11 protein-coding genes are annotated in these 14,903 nt (G+C 70.8%); all 11 read right to left on the reverse strand.

Translation table 11 applies throughout. The features are described from left to right. Nucleotides 1–14: 14 nt before the first annotated feature. The 11 genes from yjfF to OG767_RS19680 all read right to left on the reverse strand — a co-directional run bounded on the left by yjfF (nucleotide 15) and on the right by OG767_RS19680 (nucleotide 14,775). The gene (yjfF, locus tag OG767_RS19630; RefSeq protein ID WP_107157265.1) at nucleotides 15–1,007 is read right to left on the reverse strand and encodes a galactofuranose ABC transporter, permease protein YjfF; all 993 of its coding nucleotides are present in this window, start codon (nucleotides 1,005–1,007) and stop codon (nucleotides 15–17) included. Next, entirely contained in the window at nucleotides 1,004–2,074 is a 1,071-nt protein-coding gene (locus tag OG767_RS19635) for an ABC transporter permease (protein WP_343446786.1), read from the reverse strand. The genes yjfF and OG767_RS19635 overlap by 4 nt, the downstream gene beginning before the upstream one ends. Continuing rightward, the gene (locus OG767_RS19640) at nucleotides 2,071–3,612 is read right to left on the reverse strand and encodes a sugar ABC transporter ATP-binding protein (protein ID WP_405089887.1); all 1,542 of its coding nucleotides are present in this window, start codon (nucleotides 3,610–3,612) and stop codon (nucleotides 2,071–2,073) included. The genes OG767_RS19635 and OG767_RS19640 overlap by 4 nt, the downstream gene beginning before the upstream one ends. Nucleotides 3,613–3,686: 74 nt before the next feature. After that, complete coding sequence (locus OG767_RS19645) at nucleotides 3,687–4,685, reverse strand: ABC transporter substrate-binding protein (protein ID WP_405089888.1); 999 nt, start codon at nucleotides 4,683–4,685, stop codon at nucleotides 3,687–3,689. Nucleotides 4,686–4,776: 91 nt separating this feature from the next. Beyond that, the gene (locus OG767_RS19650; RefSeq protein WP_199199749.1) at nucleotides 4,777–5,460 is read right to left on the reverse strand and encodes an L-ribulose-5-phosphate 4-epimerase; all 684 of its coding nucleotides are present in this window, start codon (nucleotides 5,458–5,460) and stop codon (nucleotides 4,777–4,779) included. Continuing rightward, entirely contained in the window at nucleotides 5,457–7,139 is a 1,683-nt protein-coding gene (gene araB, locus OG767_RS19655) for a ribulokinase (RefSeq protein ID WP_405089889.1), read from the reverse strand. The genes OG767_RS19650 and araB overlap by 4 nt, the downstream gene beginning before the upstream one ends. A gap of 630 nt (nucleotides 7,140–7,769) precedes the next feature. After that, complete coding sequence (gene mmsB / locus OG767_RS19660; RefSeq protein ID WP_107157260.1) at nucleotides 7,770–9,020, reverse strand: multiple monosaccharide ABC transporter permease; 1,251 nt, start codon at nucleotides 9,018–9,020, stop codon at nucleotides 7,770–7,772. After that, on the reverse strand, nucleotides 9,017–10,555 hold the full coding sequence (gene mmsA / locus OG767_RS19665) for a multiple monosaccharide ABC transporter ATP-binding protein (protein ID WP_405089890.1): 1,539 nt from the start codon (nucleotides 10,553–10,555) through the stop codon (nucleotides 9,017–9,019). Before mmsA ends, mmsB begins: the two co-directional genes overlap by 4 nt. 86 nt (nucleotides 10,556–10,641) lie before the next feature. After that, nucleotides 10,642–11,781, reverse strand: a complete 1,140-nt coding sequence (chvE, locus tag OG767_RS19670) for a multiple monosaccharide ABC transporter substrate-binding protein (RefSeq protein ID WP_405089891.1) — start codon at nucleotides 11,779–11,781, stop codon at nucleotides 10,642–10,644. 197 nt (nucleotides 11,782–11,978) lie between these two features. Next, complete coding sequence (locus OG767_RS19675) at nucleotides 11,979–13,325, reverse strand: PHB depolymerase family esterase (protein ID WP_405089892.1); 1,347 nt, start codon at nucleotides 13,323–13,325, stop codon at nucleotides 11,979–11,981. Nucleotides 13,326–13,407: 82 nt separating this feature from the next. Then, nucleotides 13,408–14,775, reverse strand: coding sequence for an endo-1,4-beta-xylanase (locus tag OG767_RS19680; RefSeq protein ID WP_405089893.1), 1,368 nt, complete (start codon nucleotides 14,773–14,775; stop codon nucleotides 13,408–13,410). Nucleotides 14,776–14,903: the final 128 nt, after the last annotated feature.

Below are 14,903 nucleotides of genomic sequence, written 5' to 3' on the forward strand. Positions count from 1 at the left end.
CGCGCTAGGAGCCGTCACTTGAACCGGATGCCGATGAGGCGCTGGAGGAGGATGAACGCGAAGAGCAGCCCGCCGATCACGATCTTCGTCCACCAGGAGTTGAGGCTGCCGTCGAACGTGATCAGCGTCTGGATGACGCCGAGCACCAGCACGCCGAGGACGGTGCCGAAGACGTAGCCGGACCCGCCGGTGAGGACGGTCCCGCCGATCACGACCGCGGCGATCACGTCCAGCTCCATGCCGACGGCGATCAGCGGCGCGCCGGAGAGCGTGTAGAACGACAGCAGGATGCCGCCGATCGCCGAGCACAACCCGCTGATGGTGTAGACGGCGATCCGGGTGCGCCCGACCGGCAGGCCCATCAGCAACGCCGACTGCGCGTTGCCGCCGACCGCGTACACGTTGCGGCCGAACCGGGTGTACGCCAGCACGTACGCGGCCACCAGGACCACCGCGAACGCGATCAGCACACTTATCGACACGAAGTTCCCGGCCGGATTGCCGATCCGCTCCTGGGACATGCCGGTCCAGAAGCCGTCGGTGATGGAGATCGAGGCGCCGCTGATGAACGTGCACATGCCCCGGGCGAAGAACATCCCGGCGAGCGTGACGATGAACGGTTGGATGTCGAAGAAGTGGATCGCGCAGCCCATCAGGAACCCCAGGATCGGGCCGATGAGCAACGCGATGACGAGCACCAGGGCCGCCGGCATCCCGTCGCGCAGCAGCGCGGCCGACACCATCGCGGTCATCGCGACGACCGCGCCGACGGACAGGTCGATGCCGCCGGTGAGGATCACGAACGTCATGCCGACCGCGACCACGAGCACGAAACCGTTATCGATGAAGACGTTGAAGATGACCTGGACGTTGGAGAAGGCGCGGTACTGGGACACCCCGATGCCGTACATGACCAGCAGCAGGGTGAGCGTGGCCAGGACCGGGACGTGCCGCCGGGACAGGCTGGGCCGCCAGGACCGGCCGGTGGTCAACGACGTGCTGGTCATGCCGGCACCTGCTCCTTCTCCCGCTGCGGGGTCGCCGGGCCGGGCTCGACACCGCGTCGGCGGCGACGGAACCGGGCCCGGAACGCCGGGGCCTGCACGAGGCAGACGGCGATGACGACGACGGCCTTGAAGAGCAGCGACGTCTGCGGCGAAATGTTCATGGCGTACACCGTGGTGGTCAGCGTCTGGATGATCAGCGCGCCGAGGACGGTGCCGCTGAGCGAGAACCGGCCACCGGCCAGCGAGGTGCCGCCGATGACCACCGCGAGGATCGCGTCGAGTTCGATCCAGAGCCCGGCGGCGTTGCCGTCCGCGCTTGACACGTTCGCGGTGACCATGAAGCCGGCGAGCGCGGCACAGGCGGCGCTGACCACGTAGACGAGGAAGACGATGCGCCGGGACCGGATGCCGGCCAGCCGACTGGCCTCGGCGTTGCCGCCGACCGACTCGACGATCAGTCCGAGCGCGGTGCGCCGGGTGAACGCGGCCACCAGCAGCGCCGCGGCGAGCGCGATCAGGATGGCCAGCGGCAGCGTCAGGAAGTGCCCGAGCCCGATGGCCCGGTACGGGCCGGAGTTGATCGTGATGATCTGGCCCTCGGTGACGAGCTGGGCGATCCCCCGACCGGCCACCATGAGGATCAGCGTGGCGATGATGGGCTGGATGCCGATCACCGCGACCAGCACCCCGTTCCACGCGCCGAGCACCAGCGCGACGCCGAACGCCAGGGCCAGCGCGGTGAGCACGGTGGACGGGCTGTTCGGGTCGGCCGCCTCGCTGATGTGCAGGCAGGCGATCGCGCCGCTGATGGCGCAGAGCGAGCCGACGGACAGGTCGATGCCGCCGGTGGCGATGACCAGGGTCATCCCGAGCGCGACGAGGATCAGCGGCGCGCTCAACCGGAGGATGTCGATCGGGGTGCCGTACAGGTGGCCGCTCTTGACCTCCACGGCGAGGAAGCCGGGCCGGTAGACCGTGTTCGCGAGGATCATGACCACGAGCACGAGGGCCGGCCAGAACAGGCGGTGCCCGGTCAGCGGGCGGAGGCGGTCGGTGAGGGTGTTCATCGGTTCACCTCCTCCCGGGGGGTTCCGCTGGCGATGGTGCGCATGACGCGGTCCGCGTCGAGCGTGTCGTCGTTGGTGAGCTGGGCGACCATCTCACGATCCCGCATGACCGCGACCCGGTGGCTCAGGCGCAGCACCTCCTCCAGCTCGGCGGAGATGAACAGCACCGCCATGCCGCCGTCGGAGAGCTGCACCACCAGTTTCTGGATCTCGGCCTTGGCGCCGATGTCGATGCCGCGGGTGGGCTCGTCGAGGATGAGCAGGCGCGGCTCGGTGATGAGCCAACGCGCCAGCAGCACCTTCTGCTGGTTGCCGCCGGAGAGGTTGCGCACCGGCAGCTCCGGGTTCGCCGGCCGGATGCTGAGCGCCTGGACGTACTTCTGGACCAGCTCGTCCTGCCGGCGACGCGGGATCGGCCGCAGCCAGCCGCGCGCGGCCTGCATCGCCAGGATCATGTTCTCCCGGACCGACAGCTCCGGCACGATGCCCTCCGCGCGGCGGTTCTCCGAGCAGAAGCCGATGCCCCGGTCGATGGCCTGGATCGGGGTACGCAGCGGCGCCCGGCCGCCGTCGACGAGGACCTGACCGTGGTCGGCGCGGTCGGCGCCGAAGAGCAGCCGGGCCACCTCGGTGCGGCCGGAGCCGAGCAGGCCGGCCAGGCCGACCACCTCACCGGCATGGATGCGCAGGCTGAACGGGGCGACCGCCCCGCGCCGGCCCAGCTCCGCGGCGTCCACCAGCGGTGCCCGCCCGTCCGGCGCGACGGTGGCGCGCTTCTGCTGCTCGTCGAGGCGCTCCAGCACGTCCAGCTCCTGGCCGATCATCTTCTCCACCAGGCTGAACTGGGGCAGTTCCTCGGTGCGGTACTCCCCCACCAGGGTGCCGTTGCGCAGCACCGTGATGCGGTCGGCGATGCCGTAGACCTGGTCGAGGAAGTGCGTGACGAACAGGATCGCGATCCCCTCGTCCCGGAGCTGGCGCATGATCCGGAAGAGCTGGGCGACCTCGCCGGCGTCCAGGCTGGAGGTCGGTTCGTCGAGGATGAGCACCCGGGCCCGCACGTCGATCGCCCGGGCGATGGCGACCATCTGCTGCACGGCGAGCGAGTACGTCCCGAGCGGCGCGGCGACGTCCAGGTCGAGGTCGAGCCGGGCCAGGAGCGCCCGGGCCCGGCGTCGCATCTCGCCCCAGCGCACGGCGCCCAGCCGGCGGGGCTCCCGGCCGATGGAGATGTTCTCCGCCACCGACAGGTTCGTGCAGAGGTTGACCTCCTGGTAGACGGTGCTGACGCCGGCCGCGGCGGCCTGCATCGGACCGGAGAAGGACACCTGCTCACCGGCGAGCGTGACGGTGCCGGCGTCGGTGCCGTAGACGCCGGTCAACACCTTGATCAGGGTCGACTTGCCGGCGCCGTTCTCGCCCATGAGGGCGTGGACCTCGCCCGGGAACAGCCGGAAGTCGACGTCGTGGAGCGCGCGCACCCCGGGGAAGGTCTTGCTGATTCCGGTCATGGTCAGGACCGGACGGTCACCCGTCATGCCATCGGACCTCTTCTGAAACGGTGGTGGCACGGGGGCCGCCGTCGGTGCGACGGCGACCCCCGGTGTGGGGCTCAGTACTTGCGGTTGGGCAGCGCTTCCTTCGCCGTCTCCTGCGTGAAGGTGGTCTCCTCGGTCTCGATCCGGGGCGGCACCTCCTCGCCGGCCTTGACCTTCTTGGCCAGGTCCATCAGCTGCGGGCCGAGCAGCGGGCTGCACTCGGCGATGAAGTTGAACTTGCCGTCCGCGAGCGCCTGCATGCCGTCCTTCACCGCGTCCACGGTGATGATGGTGATGTCCTTGCCGGGCACCTTGCCGGCCGCGGTGATCGCCTCGAGCGCGCCCAGGCCCATGTCGTCGTTGTGCGCGAAGAGCACGTCGATCTTCGGGTTGGCCTTCAGGAACTGCTCCATGACCTGCTTGCCGCCGGCGCGGGTGAAGTCACCGGACTGCGACGCGACGATCTTCAGGTTGGGGTTGGCCGCGATGGCCTCGCCGAAGCCCTTCTTCCGGTCGTTCGCCGGCGCCGAGCCGGTCGTGCCCTGCAGCTCGACGATGGTGACCGGACCGGTGGCCGCCTTCTTCTGCTCCACCAGCCACTCACCGGCGAGCCGGCCCTCCTTGACGAAGTCCGAGCCGAGGAACGTCTTGTAGAGCGACTTGTCGGCCGAGTCGACCGCGCGGTCGGTCAGGATCACCGGGATCTTGGCGTCCTTGGCCTCCTTGAGCACGGTGTCCCAGCCGGACTCCACCACCGGCGAGAAGGCGATGACGTCGACCTTCTGCTGGATGAAGTTCCGGATCGCCTTGATCTGGTTCTCCTGCTTCTGCTGCGCGTCGTCGAACTTCAGCTCGACACCGGCCTGACCCGCCGCCTCCTTGATCGAGGTGGTGTTGGCGGTCCGCCAGCCGCTCTCGGCGCCGACCTGGGAGAAGCCCAGGACGAGCTTGTCGCTGCCGCCGCTGCCGGAATCGCCGCCGGTGTCGCTGTTGCCGCAGGCGACCATGCCGCCGGCGAGCAGCACGCCGGTCAGGACCGCGATCACCGTACGGGCCGTACTCCTGGTTCGCATTGTTCTCCTCGGGGTGGGGGTGATCCGGGCGCGCGACCGGCGAGCCGGGGCGACCGGTTGTGGTGGTGGGATGAGGTGGTGCTGGTCCGGGTCACCCGGCGGGCGGGCGCTGGCCGTACACGTTCTGGTAGCGGTCGTGGAGCGAGTCGACGTCGGCCGACGCGATCGGCAGCGGCGGCCCGAGCGCGCGGGCCAGGTGCGCGGTGCGGGCGACGTCCTCGCACATCACCGCCGCCTTGACCGCCGCGCGGGCGTCCCTGCCGATGCTGAACACGCCGTGGTTGCGCATGAGCACCGCGGGCGAGCGGTGCCCGGACAGCGTGCTGACGATGCCCTTGCCGATGTCGTCGCCGCCGATCAGCGCGAACGGACCGACCGGGATCTCGCCGCCGAACTCGTCGGCCTGCGCGGTCAACCAGCACGGGATCGCCTCGCCCCGGGCCGCCCAGGCGGTGGCGTAGCCGCTGTGCGTGTGCACCACGCCGCCGACCTCGGGCATCGCGCGGTAGACGTAGGCGTGCGCGGCGGTGTCGCTGGACGGCGAGCCGGCGCCGTCGACCACGACCCCGTTGAGGTCGCAGACCACCATCGTGTCGGCGGTCAGGTCGTCGTAGTCCACGCCGCTCGGCTTGATCACCATCAGGTCCTGGCCGGGGACGCGCGCCGAGACGTTGCCGGCCGTCCAGGCCACCAGGCGGTAGCGGGTCAGCTCGCCGTGCAGGCGGGCCACCGTCTCGCGGAGCGCGGTGACCTGCCGGGCGATGTCGGGGTTCATCCGACCACCTCCAGGGCCGGGTCGGCGGGCGTCACGGCGGCGTCCACCGCCGCGTTCCGGATCGCCCGCAGGCGGAGCATGACGTCGTTCGCGCCGCGACCGAAGTGGTCGTGCAGCGCCCGGTACTCGGCGTAGAGCGCGTCGTACGCCCGCACGTTCTCCGGGATCGGCCGGTAGACGGCCTCGTCCACCCGCCCCATGGCCGCCGACGCCTCGTGGATCGACGGGTACGCCCCGGCGGCGACCGCCGCGTGGATGGCCGACCCGAGCGCCGGCCCCTGGGCGGAACCGATGATGCCCAGCGGCCGGTTGGTGACGTCGGCGTAGATCTGCATCAGCAGGCGGTTCGAGGTGAGCCCGCCGGCCACCACCAGGTCGTCGACCGGCACGCCCGCCTCGGCGAACGCCTCCACGATCATCCGGGTGCCGTACGCGGTGGCCTCCAGCAGCGCGCGGTAGACGTCCGGCGGTCGGGTGGCCAGCGTCAGCCCGACGACCAGCCCGCTGAGGTCGTGGTTGACCAGCAGCGAGCGGTTGCCGTTCCACCAGTCCAGCGCCACCAGCCCGTGTGCGCCGACCGGCTGGGCGGCGGCCAGCTCGGTGAGCCGCTCGTGCGAGTCGAGGCCGGCCGGGGCGGCGTGCCGCACGAACCAGCCGAAGATGTCCCCCACGCCGCTCTGCCCGGCCTCGAAGCCCCAGGCGCCCGGGCTGATGCCGCCGTCGACCACGCCGCACATGCCGGGGACCTCGGCGGGGTGGGTGCCGTTGAGCACGTGGCAGGTGGAGGTGCCCATGATCGCCACCAGCCGGCCCGGGCGCAGCGCCTGCGCGGACGCGGCGGTGACGTGTGCGTCGACGTTGCCGACCGCGACCGCGATGCCCTCCGGCAGCCCGGTCCAGGCCGCGGCGCGGGCGCTCAGCGCGCCGGCCCGGTCGCCCAGCGGCAGCAGCGGGCCGTCCAGCTTGGCCACGAAGTCGGGGAAGCCGGGGTCGAGCGCGGCGAGGTACTCCGGCGACGGGTAGCGGCCGTCCTGCCGGATTCCCTTGTAGCCGGCGGTGCAGGCGTTACGCGTCTCCGCGCCGCACAGCTCCCAGACGATCCAGTCGGCCGCCTCGATGAAGCGCTCGGCCCGCCGGTAGACCTCGGGGTCCTCGGCCAGGATCTGCAACCCCTTGGCGAACTGCCACTCGGCGGAGATCTTGCCGCCGTAACGGCCGATCCACGGCTCGCCGCGCTCGTGCGCCAACGCGTTGATCCGGTCGGCCTGCGGCTGCGCGGCGTGGTGCTTCCACAGCTTGACCCAGGCGTGCGGCCGGTGGCGCAGCTCCGGGACCTCGCACAGCGGCGTGCCGTCGGCGAGCGTCGGCAGCACGGTGCAGGCGGTGAAGTCGGTGCCGATGCCGACCACCCGGGCCGGGTCCACCCCGGCGGCGGCCAGCGCGGCCGGCACCGCCTCGCGCAGCACGTCGCGGTAGTTGTCCGGGTCCTGCAGGGCCCAGTCCGGGGGCAGCGCCGGGCCGCCGTCGGGCAGCGCCGCCTCGATCACCCCGTGCCGGTACTCGTGCACCGCGGTGCCGAGTTCGGCGCCGTCCCGGACCCGCACCACGAGCGCCCGCCCGGACAGCGTGCCGAAATCGACCCCGACCACGTACCGGTCGGTCGCCTCCACGTCGCTCATCTACACCTCCACCGCGTCACGGAGTTAGTGTTAGCGCTCACATATACATCCGTCAAGACACCTCCGCGCAACGGCTGCGTAACGGAGCCGACGGCGACGCCGCACCCTCCACCGTCGGCGCGGGGACCGGCCCGCCCAGGCCGACGGAAGATCCACCACGGACGCCGACGACCGGCGGTCGACACCCGGACAGGGCGCATTGTTAGCGACAACAATCGATGCCCTGGGAGTCGATGAACGAACGGAGCGGGCAGCGACCCGACGGGACGTACGGAGACGCGGCGCGACGCCCCGCAGAGGGGCTCTCAACGGCCCGTTTCCGACCCGACCGGCGGGCGGAGGGCCGCCCGGGCGACCACGCCGCGACGGGCGCGATGATTTACACAGTTTGATGTCAGCGATAACATTCCCGACCTCGCCGTGCCGCTGCGCACCCCGGGACGGGACGCCCCCGCAGCGCCCCCGGAGGATGGCCGGGGCCGCGACGAGAGGCCGATCCGGTCGGACGCCGGCGCGGCCGTGACCGGTGACATCGGACGCGGAACGACACGACGGATGCCGGCCGCCGCCGCGTGCACGGGCGGCGACCGGATGGCCGGCCGGACGGCGCACCCCCGTCCGGCCGGCCGCTCACCGGCTGCCCGCGGCCCGGCGCTTGTTCCAGATGTCGAACGCCACCGCGGCGAGCAGCACCAGCCCCTTCACCACCGACTGGATCGACTGGTCGATGCCCATGAGCTGCATGCCGTTGCTCATCACCGCCATGATCAGGCCACCCACCATCGCGCCGACCACGGTGCCCACCCCGCCGGTGACCGCCGCGCCGCCGATGAAGGCCGCCGCGATCGCGTCCAGCTCGAACATGTTGCCCGCCGCCGGCTGGGCCCCGTTGGAGCGCGACGAGTAGATCACGCCGGCCACCGCGGAGAGGAAGCCCATGTTGACGAACACCCAGAAGTTGACGGTCTTCACCCGCACGCCGGACAGCGTCGCCGCCGGCAGGTTGCCGCCGATCGCGTAGACCTGGCGACCGAAGACGGTACGGCGGGTGAGCAGGCCGTAGACGAGCACCAGCACGGCCAGGACGATCAGCACGATCGGCAGGCCCCGGGCGTGCGCGAGCTGCCAGGCGAACCACATGACGACGGCGCCGACCACCGCCACCCGCAGCACGAAGAGCGGGAACGACTCCACCGGCTGCTCGTGGCGGACCCGGGCCAGCCGGGTCCGGAACACGCTCGCCGCGTACCCCACCACCGCGAAGACGCCGATGAACAGCGTGAACGCGTCGAAGCCCTGCCCGCCGAGCAGGCCGTTGAGGAAGCCCGCCGCGACCCGCTGGTACTCGGCCGGGAACGGCGACAGCGAGATGTTGTCCAGCACCCGCAGCGTCAGGCCACGGAACAACAGCATGCCGGCCAGCGTGACGATGAACGCCGGAATGCCGGCGTACGCGACCCAGAGACCGTGCCAGGCGCCCACCGCGACGCCCACGGCGAGCGCGGCGAGGATGCCGACCCACCACGGCATGCCCTCCCGGATCACCAGGACGGCCGAGACCGCGCCGGTGAGCGCCACCACCGACCCGACGGACAGGTCGATGTGGCCACCGATGATCACGATGACCATGCCGATCGCGAGCACCAGGATGTAGGAGTACTGGAGAACGATGTTGGTGAGGTTGCCGGGGCTCAGCGAGACGCCGTCGGTGAGGATCGCGAACAGCGCGACGATCACCACCAGGGCGATGTAGATGCCGCTCTGCCGCAGGTTGCCGAGGATCAGCGTCCGCGGGTCACTGGTCCCGGTCTTCAGGGTGGCGGCCGCGCCGGTGTCGGGCGCGTCGACCTTCGGGGAGGTGGCGGGCTTCGTGCTGGTCATCCGACGAGATCCCTGTCCTTGGTCATGAGTTCCATCAGGTTCTCCTGGGTGGCGTCGCCCACCGGCACCTCGCCGGTGATCCGGCCGGCCGCCAGGGTGTAGATGCGGTCGCACATGCCGAGCAGCTCGGGCAGCTCGGAGGAGATGATGACGACGGCCTTGCCGTCCGCCACCAGGCGGTTGACGATGGTGTAGATCTCGAACTTCGCCCCGACGTCGATGCCCCGGGTCGGCTCGTCGAGGATCAGCACGTCCGGGTCGGTGAACAGCCACTTCGCCAGCACGACCTTCTGCTGGTTGCCGCCGGAGAGCTTGCCCACCACCGACATGACGCTCGGCGCCTTGATGTTCATGTCGCGCCGGCCCCGCTCGGCGACCGTGATCTCCTCGTTGCCGTCGATCCAGCCGTTGCGCGCGAGCTTGCCGAGCGCGGCGGCCGAGATGTTGCCCCGCACGTCGTCGATCAGGTTGAGGCCGTAGTGCTTGCGGTCCTCGGTCGCGTACGCGATGCCGGCGGCGATCGCCTCGGCCACCGTGCGGGGCCGCACCTGGCGGCCGTTGACGAAGACCCGGCCGGTGATGTCCCGGCCGTACGCGCGGCCGAACACGCTCATCGCCAGCTCGGTGCGGCCGGCGCCCATCAGGCCGGCGATGCCGACCACCTCGCCGGCGCGGACCGTGAGTGAGGCGTGGTCCACCACCAGCCGGTCCTGGGTCGGGTGACGCACGGTCCAGTCCTCGATCCGCAGCACCTCGGCGCCGGGCGTCGACGTCCGGGTCGGGTAGAACGCCGCGAGGTCGCGACCGACCATGCCGCGGATGATCCGGTCCTGGGTCGCCGTGCCGTCGCTCATGTCCAGCGTCTCGACCGTGCGGCCGTCCCGGATCACGGTCGTCGAGTCCGCGACCGCGGTGATCTCGCCCAGCTTGTGCGAGATCATGATGCAGGTGATGCCCTGGTCGCGGAGCCGCCGCAGCAGGTCCAGCAGGTGCGCCGAGTCGACGTCGTTGAGCGCCGCGGTCGGCTCGTCCAGGATGAGCAGCCGCACCTTCTTGGACAGCGCCTTGGCGATCTCCACCAACTGCTGCTTGCCCACCCCGAGCTGGATCACCGGGGTCACCGGGTTCTCGTGCAGCCCGACCGAGCGCAGCAGCGCCGCGGCCTCCGCGTTGGTCCGGTGCCAGTCGATCAGCCCGGCGCGACCACGGCGCTCGTTGCCGAGGAAGATGTTCTCGGCGATCGACAGGTACGGCACCAGCGCCAGCTCCTGGTGGATGATGACGATGCCGTGGGACTCGCTGTCCCGGATGCCCCGGAACCCGACCGGCTCGCCGTCGAGGACGATCTGCCCGTCGTAGCTGCCGGTCGGGTACACCCCGGACAACACCTTCATCAGGGTGGACTTGCCGGCGCCGTTCTCGCCGCAGATCGCGTGGATCTCGCCGCGCCGGACGGCGAGCGAGACGTCCTGGAGCGCGGCCACTCCGGGAAAGGTCTTCGTGATGTTCCGCATTTCGAGGATGTGATCGCTCATGGAAACCGTCCTGCTCGTGGCCGTCGCGTCGGTGCGCCGGCGGGCCCGGCGACGCACCCGCGTCGCCGGGCCCGCCGGAGAGCGGCTCAGCCGGCCCGGCCGGCGGCGACCTCCTGGGCGGTCAGGTAGCCGGAGTCGATCAGCGCCGACTTGATGTCGTCCTTGTAGACGGTCTGCACCGGCAGCAGGAACGCGGGCACGACCTTGACGCCGTTGTCGTACGCCTTGGTGTCGTTCGCCTTGGGCTCCTGCTTCTTGAGGAACGCCTCGGCGGCGACCACGGCCTGGTCGGCGAGCAGGCGGGTGTCCTTGAAGACGGTCGAGCTCTGCACGCCGTCGTTGATGAGCTTGACGGAGGCGACCTCGGCGTCCTGGCCGGTGACCACCGGCATCTTCTTGGCCCCGCCGCGGTAGCCGGCGTTCTGCAGGGCGGTGATGATGCCCCGGGACAGGCCGTCGAACGGCGACAGCACGCCGTCGACCTTGCTGCCGTCGTTGTAGCTGGAGGTGAGCAGGTCCTCCATGCGCTTCTGCGCGGTCTCCTGCTGCCAGCGCAGGATGGCCACCTGCTCGATCTTCGTCTGGCCGGACTTCACCTTCAGCGTGCCGGCGTCGAAGTACGGCTTGAGCGTGTCCATCGCGCCGTTGAAGAAGAAGTGCGCGTTGTTGTCGTCGAGCGAGCCGGCGAACAGCTCCACGTTGAACGGGCCGGTCGCGGTGCCCTTCGAGCCGTCCTTGTTCTGCAGCCCGAGGCCGACCAGCAGCGCGTTGGCCTGGGCCACGCCGACCTTGTAGTTGTCGAAGCTGACGTAGAAGTCGACGTTCGGGCTGTTGCGGATGAGCCGGTCGTAGGAGATGACCGGGATCTTCGCGGCGGCGGCGGCCTGGAGCTGCCCGCTGAGCGCCGTGCCGTCGATCGGCGCGATCACCAGCACGTCCGCGCCCTGTGTGATCATCTGGTCGATCTGCTGCGACTGGGTGGGGATCTCGTCGCCGGCGTACTGCAGGTCGACCTTGTAGCCCTTGGCCTGGAGCTTCTCCTTCACCGAGTTGCCGTCGGCGATCCACCGCTCCGAGGTCTGGGTCGGCATCGAGACGCCGATGGTCAGGTCGCCGGGCTTGGCCGAGCTGGTGTCCCCGCCGCCACCCGCGCCCTCACCGCTGCATGCGGCCAGGCTGACGGCGATCGCGACGCCACCGAGCGCGGCCAGAAATCGTCTGCGCACGAGCTTCCTCTCCCCTGCGTACTCACGGACCCACGGATAACCCTCCTCGGAGTGTTAACGCTCACAAGATTCACCGTCAACCGATGACGGGAAATGCGCATGTCTCGGTCTCGTAACAAGGCTCGGCTAGGGCCGGCCGGTTCGTTCGCGGTGTCCGGCGGCGCGACGACGGGTCGTCGCGCCGCCGGAGACGGGACTCAGAGGGCGGCGCAGGTCGGGGTCAGCCCCGACGCGCTGCCGTTGCCCTGGAACCCGAACTCGGTGCTCTGACCGGCCCCGAGCTGGCCGTTGTAGTCCACATTCGCGAACCGCACCGTGCCGGTGCCACCACTGGCGGTCGCACTCCACGTGTTCGTCACACTCGCCCCACCGGGCAACGTCAGACTCACCGTCCAACTCCGCGTACCCGCCGAACCCGCCGTCACCTTCACCGTCGCCACGAACCCACCGGTCCACGAGTTCAGCGACACCGACGCCGAACACGCACCCGGCACCGGCGGCGCCGGAGTCGTCGGACTCGGCGGCGGCGTGGTCGGGCTCGGCGGCGGCGTGGTCGGGCTGGGCGGCGGGGTGGTCGGGCTCGGCGGCGGGGTGGTCGGGCTCGGCGGCGGGGTGGTCGCCCCGGTGCCGTCGAAGCCGAGGAACCGCACCGCCTGGGCGGCGTCGAACGGAATCGAATGGCCGTAGCCCTGGAAGCTGATCGCCTCGACCGGCGGCGTCCCACCGGTGCCGCCGTAGCGGGTCCGGGTGGCGCTGGCCTGCGGGTAGTCCGTCATGCTCGGGGTCTGCGAGACGCCCAGCACGTTCGTCCACTGCTTGATCTGCTCGCCGAAGTTGACGTAGCTCAGCGTGGTGTCCGTGGTGCCGTGCCAGATCTGCATGCGGGGACGCCGGCCGGTGTAGCCGGGGTACGCGTTGCGGACCAGGTCACCCCACTGCTGCGGGGTCTTGGTGATCCGCCCGCCGGAGCACTCGCTGTTCCACTCCGAGCCGTTGGTGGTGGCGAAGCAGCCGAACGGCACGCCCGACGAGCTGACCCCGGCGTGGAAGACGTCCGGGTACACGCCGGCCATCACGTTCGTCATCATGGCGCCGGACGAGAAGCCGGCCACGCCGACCCGGTCCGGGTCGACCGGGTAGCGGCCCTTCACGTAGTCGATCATCGACTTCAGGCCGACCGGGTCGCTGCCGCCGCCCCGCCGCAGCGCCTGCGGCGAGGAGACGTCCCAGCACTTGCTGCTGCGGCTCACCGACGGGTAGATCACGATGAAGCCGTAGCGGTCGGCCAGCGGGCTGAACCCCGAGCCGGTGTGCATGGCCGGGCCACTGCCGGTGCAGTAGTGCAGGGCCAGCAGCAGGGCCGGCCGGGACGGCAGCCGGTCCGGCACGTACAGGTGCATCTGCAGATTTGTCGGGTTGGTGCCGAAGTTCGTCACCTGGGTGAGCGCGGCGGCGGACGCCGGGCCGGCGGCGCTGACGACGGCGACCGCCGTCGTCAGCGCCGTCGCCAGCACGGCCGCGAACAGCGCGATCTTGGCTCTCATCGACGGTTCCTCCAAGGCGGGGGGACGGGAGGGAGGCCGCCGGCCCGGCCCACGGTACGCGCGGGCCGGGCCGACGACGGGCTCAGCTGGCGGCGCAGGTCGGGGTCAGGCCCGACGCGCTGCCGTTGCCCTGGAACCCGAACTCGGTGCTCTGACCGGCCCCGAGCTGGCCGTTGTAGTCCACATTCGCGAACCGCACCGTGCCGGTGCCACCACTGGCGGTCGCACTCCACGTGTTCGTCACACTCGCCCCACCGGGCAACGTCAGACTCACCGTCCAACCCCGCGTACCCGCCGAACCCGCCGTCACCTTCACCGTCGCCACGAACCCACCGGTCCACGAGTTCAGCGACACCGACGCCGAACATCCACCCGTCCCGGGCGGCGGAGTCGTCGGGTTCGGCGGCGGCGTGGTCGGGTTGCCCGGCGTCGTCGGCGGCGGGGTGTTGGACCCACCGGCGTTGAGCGCGTTCAGCACCGACGTGTACGCGGCCTTCTTGTTGCCGGCGCAGTCGAAGAGCAGCGCGTTGTCCGAGCCGCGCCACGAGTCGCAGTCCCGCACGCCCCACACGGTGATGCCGGTGCAGCGCGACACCGCCATGCAGGACCGGGTGACCGTGCCGAAGATGTTCGCCTGGTTGCCGCCGGTCATCACGTCCAGCTCGGTGATCTGCACGTCCACGCCGAGGTCGGCGAAGCGCTGGAGGTTGGCCTGGTAGTCGCCCGGGATCGTGGTGCCCAGGTGCGACTGGAAGCCGACGCAGTCGATCGGCACGCCCCGGGACTTGAAGTCCCGCACCATGTTGTAGACGCCCGTCGACTTCGCGTTGACCCCGTCGGTGTTGTAGTCGTTGTAGCAGAGCTTCGCGCCCGGGTCGGCGGCCCGCGCGGCCCGGAAGGCCGCCTCGATCCAGTCGTTGCCGGTGCGCTGGAGGTTGGAGTCGCGGCGCCCACCGCCGCCACCGTCGGCGAACGCCTCGTTCACCACGTCCCAGGCGTAGATCTGGCCCCGGAAGTGCGTGGCGACCTGGGTGACGTGGTTGATCGCGGCGTTGCGCAGCGCGGTGCCGGACAGGCCCTGCGCCCAGCTCGGCTGCTGCTGGTGCCAGAGCAGGGCGTGGCCGCGCACACTCATCCCGTTGGCCCGGGCGTGGCTGACCAGCCGGTCACCACCGGTGTAGGTGAACCGCCCCTGCTGGGGCTCGGTGGCGTCCCATTTCATCTCGTTCTCGGCCACCACGGAGTTGAACTCGCGGTTCAGCACCGTCACGTACGTGTTGTCGGACAGTTTGCCGGTGGCGACCGCGGCGCCGAAGTAGCGGCCCTTCTCGGCCGCCGACGCGCCCAGGGTCGTGCCGGCGCTGGCGTGGGGCGCCAGCGCCACCGCCATGCCGGCGGCTAGCGCGCCGGCCAACAGGCTGGTGGACAGCAGGGCTCTCATGGGTCTCATGCGGATTCCTCTTCCGGGTTGCAGCGGTGGTGGTGCGACGCCTCGTCCCGCCTCGACGGCGGTGCCGAGGGTCCGGCCAGCGCGGCTCGCCCGGTGAGCCTTGCGGTGCCTGTGCCCTGCCATCGACT

The sequence above is a fragment of the Micromonospora sp. NBC_01392 genome (assembly GCF_045040125.1).
GTDB lineage: Bacteria > Actinomycetota > Actinomycetes > Mycobacteriales > Micromonosporaceae > Micromonospora.

What these genes read in the sequence shown, in the direction of transcription:
- mmsA (WP_405089890.1), bottom strand. Translation starts at nt 10,555, where the DNA reads ATGAGCGATCACATCCTCGAAATGCGGAACATCACGAAGACCTTTCCC.
- mmsB (WP_107157260.1), bottom strand. Translation starts at nt 9,020, where the DNA reads ATGACCAGCACGAAGCCCGCCACCTCCCCGAAGGTCGACGCGCCCGAC.
- yjfF (WP_107157265.1), bottom strand. Translation starts at nt 1,007, where the DNA reads ATGACCAGCACGTCGTTGACCACCGGCCGGTCCTGGCGGCCCAGCCTG.
- OG767_RS19680 (WP_405089893.1), bottom strand. Translation starts at nt 14,775, where the DNA reads ATGAGACCCATGAGAGCCCTGCTGTCCACCAGCCTGTTGGCCGGCGCG.
- araB (WP_405089889.1), bottom strand. Translation starts at nt 7,139, where the DNA reads ATGAGCGACGTGGAGGCGACCGACCGGTACGTGGTCGGGGTCGATTTC.
- OG767_RS19650 (WP_199199749.1), bottom strand. Translation starts at nt 5,460, where the DNA reads ATGAACCCCGACATCGCCCGGCAGGTCACCGCGCTCCGCGAGACGGTG.
- OG767_RS19675 (WP_405089892.1), bottom strand. Translation starts at nt 13,325, where the DNA reads ATGAGAGCCAAGATCGCGCTGTTCGCGGCCGTGCTGGCGACGGCGCTG.
- OG767_RS19640 (WP_405089887.1), bottom strand. Translation starts at nt 3,612, where the DNA reads ATGACGGGTGACCGTCCGGTCCTGACCATGACCGGAATCAGCAAGACC.
- OG767_RS19645 (WP_405089888.1), bottom strand. Translation starts at nt 4,685, where the DNA reads ATGCGAACCAGGAGTACGGCCCGTACGGTGATCGCGGTCCTGACCGGC.
- OG767_RS19635 (WP_343446786.1), bottom strand. Translation starts at nt 2,074, where the DNA reads ATGAACACCCTCACCGACCGCCTCCGCCCGCTGACCGGGCACCGCCTG.